12 protein-coding genes and 4 pseudogenes are annotated in these 12,365 nt (G+C 69.6%); 9 read left to right on the forward strand and 7 right to left on the reverse strand.

What is annotated here, in order from left to right:
* Nucleotides 1–10 precede the first annotated feature (10 nt).
* On the reverse strand, nt 11–844 hold the full coding sequence (locus tag ACH4TP_RS39320) for an alpha/beta fold hydrolase (protein WP_398440602.1): 834 nt from the start codon (nt 842–844) through the stop codon (nt 11–13).
* Between the two features lie 185 nt (nt 845–1,029).
* Between ACH4TP_RS39320 and ACH4TP_RS39325 the strand changes: the two genes are divergently transcribed.
* Together ACH4TP_RS39325 and ACH4TP_RS39330 are read left to right on the forward strand one after the other, a co-directional pair.
* Nucleotides 1,030–2,046: an alpha/beta hydrolase gene (locus tag ACH4TP_RS39325; protein ID WP_398440603.1), complete on the forward strand. Its 1,017-nt coding sequence runs from the start codon at nt 1,030–1,032 to the stop codon at nt 2,044–2,046.
* 328 nt (nt 2,047–2,374) lie between these two features.
* Nucleotides 2,375–2,731, forward strand: coding sequence for a hypothetical protein (locus tag ACH4TP_RS39330; RefSeq protein ID WP_398440604.1), 357 nt, complete (start codon nt 2,375–2,377; stop codon nt 2,729–2,731).
* Here the strand turns inward: ACH4TP_RS39330 and ACH4TP_RS39335 are convergent.
* The 3 genes and pseudogenes from ACH4TP_RS39335 to ACH4TP_RS39345 all read right to left on the reverse strand — a co-directional run.
* A pseudogene (locus ACH4TP_RS39335) lies at nt 2,726–3,252 on the reverse strand (IS5 family transposase); the annotation flags it as partial. The gene ACH4TP_RS39330 and the pseudogene ACH4TP_RS39335 overlap by 6 nt on opposite strands.
* 11 nt (nt 3,253–3,263) lie before the next feature.
* Nucleotides 3,264–3,443, reverse strand: a pseudogene (locus tag ACH4TP_RS39340) (hypothetical protein); the annotation flags it as partial.
* An 83-nt stretch (nt 3,444–3,526) separates the two neighbouring features.
* Entirely contained in the window at nt 3,527–4,447 is a 921-nt protein-coding gene (locus ACH4TP_RS39345) for a LysR family transcriptional regulator (RefSeq protein ID WP_389234617.1), read from the reverse strand.
* Between the two features lie 123 nt (nt 4,448–4,570).
* On the opposite strand from ACH4TP_RS39345, the gene ACH4TP_RS39350 reads away from it, so the two are divergent.
* On the forward strand, nt 4,571–5,038 hold the full coding sequence (locus tag ACH4TP_RS39350) for a GNAT family N-acetyltransferase (protein WP_398440605.1): 468 nt from the start codon (nt 4,571–4,573) through the stop codon (nt 5,036–5,038).
* 80 nt (nt 5,039–5,118) lie between these two features.
* Here the strand turns inward: ACH4TP_RS39350 and ACH4TP_RS39355 are convergent, their stop codons facing one another.
* A complete protein-coding gene (locus tag ACH4TP_RS39355) occupies nt 5,119–5,484 on the reverse strand; it encodes a DoxX family protein (RefSeq protein ID WP_398190411.1) in 366 nt (121 codons plus the stop codon).
* A 60-nt stretch (nt 5,485–5,544) separates the two neighbouring features.
* Here ACH4TP_RS39355 and ACH4TP_RS39360 point away from each other — a divergent pair, with 60 nt between their 5' ends.
* The 4 genes and pseudogenes from ACH4TP_RS39360 (at nt 5,545) to ACH4TP_RS39375 (ending at nt 8,023) form a co-directional block, all read left to right on the forward strand.
* Nucleotides 5,545–6,426, forward strand: a complete 882-nt coding sequence (locus ACH4TP_RS39360) for a LysR family transcriptional regulator (protein ID WP_398440606.1) — start codon at nt 5,545–5,547, stop codon at nt 6,424–6,426.
* An 84-nt stretch (nt 6,427–6,510) separates the two neighbouring features.
* A pseudogene (locus ACH4TP_RS39365) lies at nt 6,511–6,765 on the forward strand (transcriptional regulator); the annotation flags it as partial.
* 234 nt (nt 6,766–6,999) lie between these two features.
* Nucleotides 7,000–7,401: pseudogene (gene tpg / locus ACH4TP_RS39370) on the forward strand (telomere-protecting terminal protein Tpg); the annotation flags it as partial.
* Nucleotides 7,402–7,759: 358 nt separating this feature from the next.
* A complete protein-coding gene (locus tag ACH4TP_RS39375; protein ID WP_398440607.1) occupies nt 7,760–8,023 on the forward strand; it encodes a hypothetical protein in 264 nt (87 codons plus the stop codon).
* A 344-nt stretch (nt 8,024–8,367) separates the two neighbouring features.
* Here the strand turns inward: ACH4TP_RS39375 and ACH4TP_RS39380 are convergent, their stop codons facing one another.
* Nucleotides 8,368–9,501: a hypothetical protein gene (locus ACH4TP_RS39380; protein ID WP_398440608.1), complete on the reverse strand. Its 1,134-nt coding sequence runs from the start codon at nt 9,499–9,501 to the stop codon at nt 8,368–8,370.
* A gap of 98 nt (nt 9,502–9,599) precedes the next feature.
* Between ACH4TP_RS39380 and ACH4TP_RS39385 the strand changes: the two genes are divergently transcribed.
* Nucleotides 9,600–10,409: a leucine-rich repeat domain-containing protein gene (locus ACH4TP_RS39385; protein WP_398440609.1), complete on the forward strand. Its 810-nt coding sequence runs from the start codon at nt 9,600–9,602 to the stop codon at nt 10,407–10,409.
* Nucleotides 10,410–10,467: 58 nt separating this feature from the next.
* On the opposite strand, the gene ACH4TP_RS39390 is transcribed toward ACH4TP_RS39385, so the two are convergent.
* The gene (locus tag ACH4TP_RS39390; protein ID WP_398190425.1) at nt 10,468–10,980 is read right to left on the reverse strand and encodes a DinB family protein; all 513 of its coding nucleotides are present in this window, start codon (nt 10,978–10,980) and stop codon (nt 10,468–10,470) included.
* A gap of 622 nt (nt 10,981–11,602) precedes the next feature.
* On the opposite strand from ACH4TP_RS39390, the gene ACH4TP_RS39395 reads away from it, so the two are divergent.
* On the forward strand, nt 11,603–12,298 hold the full coding sequence (locus tag ACH4TP_RS39395) for a TetR family transcriptional regulator (protein ID WP_398440610.1): 696 nt from the start codon (nt 11,603–11,605) through the stop codon (nt 12,296–12,298).
* The last annotated feature ends 67 nt before the right edge of the window (nt 12,299–12,365 follow it).

Consider the following 12,365-nt stretch of genomic DNA (forward strand, 5'->3'; position numbering starts at 1 on the left):
CTCCTTGTCCTCAGTTCGCGGGGGTGTCGGCGCAGGAGCCGAGGAACTTGGCGATCGCGTCCGCGACCCACTGCGGTTCCTCCTCCGGCAGCAGGTGTCCGCCGTGGGGGTGGACGAGCTCCTGGGCGCCGGGGATGTCGCGGGCGAAGTGCTGGCCGTCGATGCCCGCGCTGCGCAGTACCAGCGTGGGCACCGTGATGCGGGGGATCTGCGCGCTGCGGTCCGGCTGGTCGGTGTTGCAGAAGTCGACGAAGGCCGAGCGGTTACCGGGGCGGCTCATGAGCTGATGGGCGCGGTCCACCATGGCGTCGTCCACGATCCGCGCATGTGGCCCCACGGCCTCGCGCAGGTTGCGCTCGATGGCCCCGCGCGGCATCACCCGCCTCAGTAGGGGCCGCACCAGCGGGTTGCGGGTCAGGCGCATCCCCGCCGGCACCGTCTTCTCCGGATAGCCGGTGGCGTTGACCAGCACCAGGCCGGTCAGCCGCTCCGGATGGTCCAGCGCGACGTTCCAGGCGATGTTGCCGCCCAGGGAACTGCCGGCCACCGCGTAGCGCGGCACGCCCAGCGCCTCCAGGAAGCCCGCCACCGTCGCGGCGTACGTCGGGATGCGGTAGTCGCGGTCCGTACGCGGGCCCGTCAGTCCGAACGCCGGCAGGTCGGGACGGATGACGTCGAACGAGTCCGACAGCAGATCCGTCGCGCGGTCGAAGTGCTGCAGGGACGAGGCACTGCCGTGCAGCAGTACGAGTACTGGGCCGTGCCCGGCGCGCTTGTAGTGGATCCGCAGGCCGTCCATCTCGACGAACCGGGAATCGGGCTGGGGCTCAGACCACGTACTCATAATGGATACAGTGTTGCCGATATGGTGGTCGTGTCAAGCGGAAGCCCTCGCCCCGGGCGCGGTGCTCTGCCTCGACCACTCCTGCACGACGGTCCCGAAAGCGACGACGCCGAAGCGGTCGACCGGCAAGGCGCGACCCCTTGAAGCCGAGAGCCCCGACCACCCGAACGGAAGGTGCGCAGTACATGACACTCCGACGCGTTCTCGGCGGACTGAGCGCCGCAGCGACCCTCGGCGCTGCCGCGGCGATCAGCACACGCCGCCGCGCCCTGGCGGCAGTCCCCCGCGAGCTGCGGCACCCTGTGCTCTACTTCCCGCTGAACTTCGGCAACCCGGTCACTCTGGCCATCGCCCGCCGCCTCGTGCCCTTGGCGGGAGCCGCCTCAAGACCCGGCGTCCGCATCGAGCGGCGCACGCTGCCGGCCACGACCGACGACCTCCCCGTCGAGGTGCTCACCTACCAGGCATCAGGCCAAGCGCCGCGCGCAGCGCTGCTTTGGATCCACGGCGGAGGAACCGTCATGGGTGCCGCCCGGCAGGAGAACACCTGGTGCAGCCGCGTCGCCGACGAACTCGGCGCTCTGGTCGTCAGCGTCGACTACCGCCTCGCACCCGAAAATCCGTACCCCGCAGCTTTGGACGATTGCTTCGGTGCGCTTCGCTGGCTTCACGCCAGTGCCGCCGCCCTCGGCATCGACCCCGCCCGCATCGCCGTCGGCGGCGAAAGCGCCGGAGGCGGACTCGCCGCCGCCGTAGTCCAGCGCGCCCACGATTCAGGAGTGCCGGTCCGGTTCCAGCTCCTCGTCTACCCCATGCTCGACGACCGCACGGTTCTACGCGTCGACCCTCCCAACAGCGCCATCTATACGTGGACCCCGGACTCCAACCGCTTCGCCTGGACCTCCTACCTCGGCCGCCCGCCACAGGGCCGCGACGATCGCCCCTATATCGCGGCGGCAAGGCGCAGGAACCTCGCCGGGCTGCCACCCGCGTGGATCGGCGTGGGCGACCTCGACCTGTTCCACGACGAAGACGTCGACTACGCCCGACGCCTGAGCGAGGCCGGCGTCGCCTGCGAGCTGCGGCTCGAATCAGGCATGTACCACGGTGCTGATGCCTTGCTCGACGGCAAAGCACCTTCGATGACCGCCTTCCGCACCGCCGCCCTCGACGCTCTGCGAACTGCCCTGGCAAAGCCCTGACCGCCCCGAACATGCCGAACCAGCCTCGGCGACCAGACCGGCTCGGTCAGCCTGGACCAGGAAGGCCGCGGCCAATCCCTTCTCGGCACCCACGCGCTCGAACGCGCGCGCCACCGAACCAGCCATCGCGTGCTGCTCGAAGCTGATCTTCAACGAACAGCAGGTGACGGAGAGTCTGAGCACTGGCCACAGGTGACGAGTGCTTGTGCTGACCTGGGCTGTGTGATGCCCGGGTGTCGTTTCGCTGGTGAAGGGGGTGTCGTTTCCCGGGTAAGGCGGATGACGGCTGTGTGGTTCTGAGGCCGTTTCCCCAGGTGGGAGGTGGCCGGTGCTGCCGACTGTGTGGGAAGGGGAAATCTGGTCCTGTTCCTGGTGTCACGCGGCCACCCATGTGGGTGGCGAGCGGTTCGAGGTCTCGCGGCCGCCGTGCTTGCCTGTGGAGATGCGCTGGGAAAGGGCCGTCGCGGACGGCCTTCCCGCCGACGTCTCCCACGCCTTCGGCATCTCCGACAGGACGCTGTACGGAATCCAGGAAGCCGGCATCTCGCCGTCCGACTGCGGGTGGCTGCCGGAGCGGGAGAACGCCTGTGACGCCTGCCGGGAAGTGGCGGTTGTCATCGATGACCGCTGGCCGCAGGCAATGAGGGGTGAGGATGCGCGGGTCAGCGTGGCCCGGCGGCTATGAGTCCTTCCGGTTCGGAGTCGACTCCCGGGTGAGCCTGCGGCTCATCAGGTCGATCATCGCGAGGCGGATCATCGCTCGGAGCGGTGCGGGCGGCGTTCGTAGCGGTGGTTGAGCCGGCGGCAGCCGGTCAGCCAGGACATGGTCCGCTCGATCACCCATCGGCGGCGCCCTAGTGGTTCGGACGACTCGATGCCCTTGCGGGCGATGCGGACGCCGATACGTCTGCCGCGGAGCCGTTTCCGCAGTTCAGGTGCGTCGTAGACCTTGTCGGCGTGCAGGCGCTGGAGCTTGGAGTGGCGGCCGCGGTGGGGGTCGTGTGCCGTTCGGTGACCGAGCGCCATGGGCTTCAGGGCCTGGCTGTCGTGGGTGTCGGCGGCCGAGACGCCGACGACCAGGGCAGGCCGGCCGCGTCCGACAGGACGTGCATCGTGGAACCCGGCTCGCCCCGGTCCACGGGGCTCGGACCGGTGAGTTCGCCCCCCTTTTTTCGCCCTCACGTGGGCGGAGTCGAGCACCGCTCGGGCCAGGTCGAGCAGGCCGGCAGAGGCCGCCGCGAACAGCCGGATACCAGCACGTAGATGATCGCGGCGAACAGCGTCTCATCAGGCGTGTCCTGCGCCCCGCCACCCTGCGGCCGCACCTTCGACAGCGGGATCAACGGCTGCGCGAATAGGCGCGGTTTCAGGATCGTCGGCTTGGACTGTCGTACCAGCGGTGGGTGCTTCAGACGCGGCCGATGAGGTTATGCGCGGTACGTCTCCAAGCCCTTGCCCTTGGAGGCGCTTGCTCGGCAGGTCAATGTGCTCTCGTCGTCCGGTCGTGGCCACGACCTGTCACGGACTCGGATGCTGCGATGAAGGCTTGCACGAGAGGACGGTCGTCTCCTCGGCGGGTGGCCATGAAGATCCGGCTCATGGTGGGAGGTCCGTCGAGTTCAAGACGTCGGGCGCCTGCGGGCAGCAGGGTCGTGATGCTGTAGGGGGCGATGGTGACGCCAAGGCCGGCGGCGACGAACATGATGATGGTGTGCCAGTTCGAGCACTCTTGCGCGACCTGGACGTCGATGCCGGCGTCCCGCAACGGCTGTGTGTTCACGTCGAACGCCTGGGCTCCTGCTGAACGCGGGAACAGGATCAGCGGGTCAGCGGCCAGCGCCGTTGCGTCCACATGATCAGCCCTTGCGGCGGGGTGGTCTGCGGGCACGACGGCGACGAACCGTTCCGTTGTCAGCAGGGAAAGGTCGATGTCGTCCCGCTTCTCGGCATCCCGCACGATCCCGATGTCGGCCGTGCCCCGCTCCAGAGCGGCCAGGACATCGACGGTGAAGCCGTCGTGCAGTTTGACCTGGACGTCTGGGCGGCAGCGGGAGAATTCACGGATCCGTTCGCTGACGATCGCGGTGGCGGAGGTGATGAAGGCGACATCCAGACGACCGGCCTCGCCGCGCCCGACACGGCCGGCCTCGTCGAGGTCGGCCGCCAGACGGCCCAGAAGGTCCCTCGCCCGTGGCCGGAACGTCGCTCCCGCGTCTGTGAGGCGGACGCTTCGAGAGGTCCGCCGGAACAGCTCGACACCGAGGATCTTTTCGAGCTGCCTGATCTGCTGGGACAGAGCGGGCTGAGCGATGTTCAGCCGCTGGGCGGCACGGCCGAAGTGGAGTTCCTCGGCCACAGCCAGAAAGTACCGCAGGTGGCGGAGCTCGATTCGCTGATCCATAGCTCAAGCTTATTGATGCGGGCTGCTTCCTGTATTGGACATATGGGTAAGCGGGACCGGAGGCTGGCGGGAAGCCGCACCCGAAGGGAAACCCGCCTCATGCCATACACCTCTGCTCCCACCGTGGTCTCCTCCATCGCCTCACAAAGTGATGCCGACGCGTTCCGCGCGTTGAACGAGGAGTGGATCTCCCGCCTGTTCACCCTGCAGGAAGAGGACCGGGCGGTTCTCGGAGATCCGTTCGGCCGCATCGTGGGCCCGGGTGGTGATGTACTCCTGGCGCGCGACCAGGGCAGCGGCACGGTTGTCGGGTGCGTCGCGCTTCTGGCTTGTCCGGGCGCCGTGTTCGAGCTGGCGAAGATGGCCGTGGCCCCCGCCGCGCAGGGACGCGGCATCGGCCGCCAACTCGTAGCCGCAGCGATCGACCGCGCCCAGGCGCTTGGTGCGGCCCGACTGTTCCTCGGCACGAACAGCAAGCTGGCTCCCGCCATCCACCTGTATGAGGAAGCCGGGTTCGTCAGGATCACCCGCAACCGTCTCCCGGTGTCCGACTATTACGCCCGCGCCGACATCCTCATGGAACTGAAGTGACGCCCCGGCCCGGAGCTCGCAATCCGCCTCGCGCCGCGTGAAGGTTGAGTGTTCTCATCGAACATCGAGCGGTGCCGCCGTCAGGAGGACACGGTCAAGGCCAGTGAGGCAACGGCGGTGGCGAAGTAGAAACCGGGAAACGCGAGGTTGTAGAGCACGCGGGCGCGCACATGGAAGGTGAGCGCGCCCAGGTAGAGCAGGACGAGACCGCAGGCCGCGGCGGCGCCGAGGGGGCGCAGTGCGGCGTCGAAGAGGCCGAGGAGGAGGCCCGCCGCACCAGCCAGCTTGAGGGCGGCCAGCCAGGGCATCCAGGATCGGGGCACGCCCACCTCCGCAGAGTTGGCCAGCACGAAGCGCGCCCCGGCGAGGTCAGCGGCGGCGATAGCGACGTTGACGGCGGCGGTGAGCAGGGTGACGACGAGGAACGCGAGCTGGGTACCGGTCATGCCTTCAGGGTCCGCGAGCATTTCGGCACGGTCCAATACCTGCTTCTATAACCTGGTGGCATGGATGTCGACACGCGCCTGCTTCGCTACTTCGCCGCAGTGGCGGAGGAGGGCAGCCTGACCGGGGCAGCGGAGAGGCTGTTCGTCTCGCAGCCTGCGCTGACCAAGCAGATCCGGCGCCTGGAGGACGATCTCGGGGTACGGCTCTTCGGGCGTTCGCGGTCGGGGATGGCGCTGACGGAAGCTGGTCGTGAGCTCGCCTCGCGGGTGCCCGCACTGCTGGACGGCTGGGACGAGGCGGTGCAGGCAACCGGCCGGGCGGCGCAGGTGCTGCGCCTGGGCTTCCTGGACGCGGGCGCAGTGGCTGCTGTCCCCGAGGTCATCGCGGAGTTCCGCCAGGCGCAGCCGGAGTGGCGGGTGGAACTGCGGCAGTTCGACTGGTCGGACCCGAGCGCCGGCCTGGCCCGGGGTGAGGTGGATGCGGCAGTGGTGCGTTTGCCGTTTCCGGGGCAGGAGAGGCTGACGGTGCGGGAGTTGTTCGTTGAGGAGCGTGGGGTGCTGCTACCAGCTCGGCATCCGCTGGCGAACAGCGAGATGGTGGAGTTCCGGGAGCTGTGGGACGAGCCGTTCGTCGCGGCCGGAGCCGGGACCGGGGCCTGGAGGGAGCACTGGCTGGCGGCGGAGGAGCGGGACGGACACCCCGTCCGGGTGGGCGCCGTCACCAGCCGTCCCGATGAGTGGCTCGGAGCGGTGGCCAGCGGCTGCGTGGCGCTGGCCCCGGCGTCGGCAGCCCGTTACCACTCCCACCCGGACGTGGTGTTCCGTCCAGTCCACGGGGTCTCACCGAGCTGGGTGGGGCTGGCCCGTCCTCGGGGGCGGACACACGAGGTGGCGCTGGATGAGCTGCTGGAGGCCATCACACGGCGGCTGAGCAGGAGTTGACGACGGAGCCGACAGACCGCCGACGCGCTGCCCGGCCGGATCGGCACTACTCCCGGCGGCAGCCGCGTCGAACGGCTCGCTCAGACCGGGCTGTTCCCGCTCGCCGTGCTCTCCGACTACGCCATCTACCCTTCGCCGGGCGCGAGCCCGCTGGACTTCCTCCCCCACACGGCCTCCGGCAAGCCGCAGCCGGGCGGCTTCCGCCTCGGGCCCACGCCCGTCCCGGCGAAGCTGAAGGGCGTCCAGCCGATGCTGTGGGCGGTGGAGCTGATGGAGAAGGGCCTCAACCCGGCCCGCCACATCAAGGGCGGCGACGCCGTCCTGGACGAGGGCGAGTAGCCCCCGGTGGTCACCGAGACCGGCTCCGCACCGTCCCTGGAGGCCGGCGCGGAGCGGGAGCGGACGCTGGACCGCCTGGAGGCACGCATGAAGGCCCCGCAGCTCGTCCTGCGCACCCGCCGCACCTCGCCGGGGTCCGAGCCGTGGCGGCACGACCTGCGCGAGACCCGCGAGACCTGGATCCGCCCGGCCGCCCCCGACGACCAGCACCCCACCACTGAAGAGAGCCGAAGCGTGACCGGAGAGATCGAGGACGCCATCAACCGCGCCGGCCAGGAGGCGTTCACCAAGGAGCCGCCCAAGACCCTCAAGGGGCAGATCGGCTTCCTGCTCAAGCAGCTCGGCAGTGCGAAGGCCGTCGCTCAGGACATCGGAGTCACAGTCACCGCCGACTCCGTAAACCGCTACCGGCGCGGCGCCCGCGAGCATGCCCGCGCCGATGTCGCCGCGAAGATCGACGACGCCGTACGGAAGCGGTGGCAGCCCCTGGTGCGCAAGCGCCGGTAGCGCCAGGCCGCCACCAGCACCGGGATCACCGTGGAGACCAGGGCCCGGTTCGGCTACACCGTGCCGGTCGGCACGACCGACGACAGCCGCTTCCGCCGCCTCACCGCGCACCTCCCCGCGGCTTACGTGTAGCGCCTGTTCGACGCCATCGACTACTTGGATCTCGACTACTGAATTCTGAGCCTTTCGTGTCGAGCATCAATTACCCGTAGGAGCCGAAGCGCGACAGTTCTCATAGAGGCGGGCCCGTTGTCACCGGGATTTGTTCCGGTGGCGGCAGGACCGCATCGACGGGTTTACGGGGCGAGGGGTAGCCCCGACGAGCGAGGCGGGATCGTTTCCTTCACGGCCATTCGGGTGACGGTCGCCCCGCAGGCGTGTCCGGGCGGAGACACTGGCCGCTCGTAAGACGTCCCTGAAGGAGCGATTTCATGAAGAACCTCCGAAGGCGCTTGCCGCGGCCGTTGCCGCCGCGGCCCTGTGCACCGTGTCCGCGACGCCCGCCCAGGCGGCGCGAGGATCTTTCGTCTACTACGTGGACGGGTGGTGGCAGGGATTCGAGCTCAACGATCCCGAGGACGGTCGCTGCTACAACACACAAGCTGAAGCGAACCGGCCGACCAACCACACCGACCGCCTTGCCGTTCTGTACCGGGGGGCGGACTGCCAGGACGGTGCGGTCGTGGCCTTTTTCGAGCCGGGTCAGAACGGCGTCGATCACTTCGGTTCGGTGAAGTTCTTGGCCAGGTGAGACAGCACGAGGTGCGCAAGGACATCCGGCCGGTGCGAGTCCCGGTCCCTCGGGCAAGGGGGCACGGCCTTCTCGGGTGAGGGATTTCGACAGCTTGGCGCCGGTGGCGGTGACGACCGGGGCAGACCCGGCGAGGGCCTGGGGGTAGGCGCGCTGGTAGTGGTGACCGCGACCCCGAGCCCGTCATCGCGCATGCGGCCCCGTACCGGGCCTGGGCAGACCAGCACGACGTGTCCTTCGAGTCGACCATCACCGGCCCGTGCCCTCGTCGCCGACGGCATCGCCCGCCACGGCGCGTACGAGATCACCCGTCCTGGCGGGGTCCTCGCCTGCCGCCGGTGAGCTCAGCCCAGGGGCGGCCAGGGTCCGGCGAGCAGGCGGCCCGCCTCCTCGACGATCGAGCCCGCCAGCTGGTCCCGGTCGCCGCGTCGGATCGCCGCCCAGTCGTTGTAGGCGTCGGTCTTGTCGACCAGGGGTCTGAGCGACTGTGGGTGGGCCAGCGCGCCCCACCCCTCGTACGTGATCAGGTCGCCGCCGGCGCCGGGGTCCAGGCTGCCGTTCACGACCAGCCGGAGCCACCAGCGGACGAGTTCCCAGCGGGCGGCTTCCCACGGGAGGTCGGTGGTGTCGGCCGGGAGGGTCTGGAGCAGGCCGAGTTCGTCCAGTACCTGGTCGAAAAGGGCGTCGGTCTGCTCGTGCTCGGAGCGTGACAGGCCGGCGAGGAGGGGGAGGGACTCCGTCTCGACGTCGAGGACCAGGGCCGTGAGGCCCGCCTCGATGAGCTGCTCTGGGTAGTGCTGCCGTCCGATCAGGCGCTCCAGGGCCAGCGTCCGGAGGCAGTCGACGGCCTCCTGCGCGCTCGTGGCGTACGGGGTGAACGGAGTGGGCAGGGTGACGTCGATGCCGGGTCCGCCCTCGGTGAAGTACGACCAGAAGGCGACGGTCGTGTGGGCGAGGCGGTTGGTCGGTCGGCCGAAGAATTCGTGGTGGACGTAGTCGGCGAGGTCGTTCCCGTACAGGATGATGTCGGTCTGCATGACGGACAGGACGGGGTGCCCGTGCTCGCCTGCCGTGCCGGGCAGGTAGCGGTGCCCGTAGACCGGAACCAGCTGCGGCACGCTCTCCAGCTCGGTCCTCGCGACGCGCAGTGCCTCCGACGTCTCCGCTGGTCTGGACGGCCAGAGGGGATGCCAGAACGCGTTGTGCTTCACGTCGAAGAGCACGCCCTCCACGGGCCGTGCCAGTCGCCCGGCCAGGTCCTCGGGGTCGCCGTCGCGCCAGTCGGGCCACCCCGACGAGCCGTGCGGGAGGCCGGCGGAGAGGAAGACGCGGTGGTCGGCCGCGAAGGTGAAGCCGAACCGTGTCTCGACCGCGTCGAGTTCCCGCTCGGTGAGCCCCGGGCCGATCTCGGTTCGGAGCATGGCCTGAAGGGCACGGGCGGCGTCCAGGGTCAGCCGTGGGGGCGATGGAGTGTTCACGCTTGCCAGCGTAGTGAGCGGTGCGGTCGCACATGTCCGGAGCCGTCTCGTCGCGTACTCGCTGCGACGGCCTGCGACGATCTCGGTACCGTGGCGCCATGACGGACAGGGGAGAGCCGCAGGTCGTTGCGAACCGGTGGGCCGACGTTTCGGGTTCGGTACAGGGAGGGCGTGGGATCTTCCGGGACTTCTGCTCCTGCTTCGACCAGTCCAGGCCCCATCCGCGAGCCCGTGTCGGGTTCCACGCTGAGCGGCAGGACCACGCCGCGCCGGGCTGGCGGCGTCTGCTGGAGCTGGTCGAGGAGGCTGCCGCCGACGGGCGCGAGGAGTTCAAGCCGCTGATCGAGCTGAGCCCGGAGGAGCGGCGGCAGGTCATCACCCTGCCGCCGAGCATCGCCGAACTGACGGCGGTCAAGCACCTCGTGCTCTACGGCAGCAACCTGGTTCGGATCCCGCCCGAGATCGGGGCGATGACCAGTCTGGAGGAGTTCACCCCGTACACCTCCTACCGGCTGCACTGGTTCCCCTACGAGATCACCCGCTGCCGACGGTTGACCCGCAGTACGGTGAGCACGCGAGCCCTCTTCGGCAACTTCAAGCTCCGGCCGCCCTTCCCGAAGCTGGCGTCGTCCCCGGACTCCCTCACGGGCCTCGATCCGGAACGTCTGGATCCCGGGCGTTGGGGTCCCACAGCCCTCCAAGGCTGCAGTGTCTGCGGCGGCCCGATCGCGCAAGGCGGACTCCAGCAGGTGTGGATCTCCCTGCGCGTGGCCACGGATGTGTTGCCGCTGCTGGTCAACGCCTGTTCGTCGGAGTGCGTCGCCTCCCTCCCCGGTGGTGCTGATGAGCACATCCCCACAGCCCACAGGGGCGGTCGAGTCGACCAGCCGCCGTCCTACTGGGACTGATCGGCAAGACGGCTGCTGGTGGTCGGCATGCAGCGGGCGGGCGCGACCTGACCTGGCGTCACACGCCGGTGGTGCCGTCGATGCGTTCCCGGACCAGGTCGGCGTGGCCGTTGTGGCGGGCGTACTCCTCGATCATGTGGACGTAGATCCAGCGGAGGTTGACGTCCTGCTCCATGAAGCGGCCGGTGTCGGTCAGGGCGCGGTCGGCGCAGAGCTCGCGGGCGCGGGCGATCTCCGCCTGCCAGGTGGCGAGGGCGTCGTGCAGTGTGGCGCCCTCGGCCAGTTCGAAGCCGCCGTCGGGGGCAGACGGATCGGCCTGCGGGTCGTAGAGGGGCGGGGCCTGTTCTCCGGCGAACACTCGGCGGAACCAGTTCCGCTCCACCTCTGCCATGTGCTGGACGAGGCCGGTCAACGTGAAGCCGGACGGTGGCACGGACGCGACGGCGGCCTGCCCGTCGTCCAGGCCCTCGCACTTCATGGCGAGGGTGGCGCGGTGGAAGTCGAGCCAGCTTTCGAGCGTGGTGCGCTCGTCGGAGTTCAGGGGCGGCAAAGGGCGTTCGATGGCGCTCATCAGTCGATTATCGCCAGCGGCCGGAGCCGTCGACAGGCAGGGCCTTCGGCAGGACGAACGTTGCCTGATGCGGCATTGGCCTGATGCGGCGCGGCGTCAGGCCGCGTGTCGACTCCACGGTCTGCCGTGCCCATGGGGCGGGCCGGCCACGCATCCGTCCCGACCGGGCGCGAGCTGACAAGACGCACTCGTCGCAGCCATCGACGAAGGGCTGGGACGAAAGATGGTTGGTACGGGCGCACGCAACGGGAACTCCCGGTTTTCCGTTGCCCGATCGCCCGTCTTTGCAGCACCGGGATTGCAGCCAGAGGCGACGATACCTGAGCCGCCGCTGCACCCACTGCCCCTACGGGTGAGGATCCGCGCCCGGCAGCAGGGCCCTGCCCAGGTGTTTGCGGTGCGGACGACGAGCCCGGTGCTGATGTACGCGCCGTCGGTCGGCGTCCGTACCGACCAACTCCTCCCTCTCCTCCACGGGCTTCTCGCGAGGTGTGACCGGTAGGTCCGACGTGTGGACGTCGCCGGTGGTCCGGTGGTCCGGTGGTCCGGTGGGCGTGGGGCTTGTGGTGCCCCGCCCGGAATATATTTTTGCAGGGTCTGCATTTTTGCGTACCATGCACCTATGGAGGAGAGGATTCCCGCCGAGGGTGGGCTCAGGGAGCGCAAGAAGCGGGCTACGCGCGCCGCTCTCGTCGAGGCGGCGGTACGTCTGGCGATGGAGCACGGTGTCGAGCACGTCACCGTGGACGCCATCGCCGCCGCGGCGGGAGTCTCCACGCGGACGTTCTTCAACTACTTCGAGTCCCGTGACGAGGTCTTCGTCATGATCGGTGCGGACTCCAGCGACCGCGTCCGCCGGGCCGTCCTCGCCGCTCCGCCCGAACTGCCTCCGCTGGAAGCGCTCCGGGAGGCCATCGCGGCGGAGTTGGGCGAGGTCGAGCAGCAGCAGGAGCTATGGCGTCTGCATGCCGAAGTCCTGCGCAAGGCGCCCCAACTCCTCGCGCGCAGGATCGGCGCCCACATGGCCGATGAGCTCGGCCTCGCCGAGGCCCTCGCGGAGCGCATCGGCAGGGGCTCGCCGCTCTTCGCCGAGGACCGTCCCGCGTTCGCGTCGGCGGAGGACGAGGAACGGCGCCGCGCTCTGGGCCTGTACCCGCGCCTCCTGGCCGCCGTCGGCGGCACGGCCGTGCGCGTCGCGGTCGAGCACTGGTCCGTCCGGCAGGGGGAGGTCCCCTTCGCGGACGTGTTCCGCGAGACCTTCGATCACCTCGCCGCGGGCCTCACCCTGCCACCCGCCCAGGCCGACGACGGCCGCTGACCGGGGCGCCCCGTTCCCGTACGGGTTCCTGCTCTTTGCACGGGTCCTGCTCTTCGTGACGCAGGGC

It is taken from the genome of Streptomyces sp. NPDC021012 (genome assembly GCF_044333355.1).
Taxonomy (GTDB): domain Bacteria; phylum Actinomycetota; class Actinomycetes; order Streptomycetales; family Streptomycetaceae; genus Streptomyces.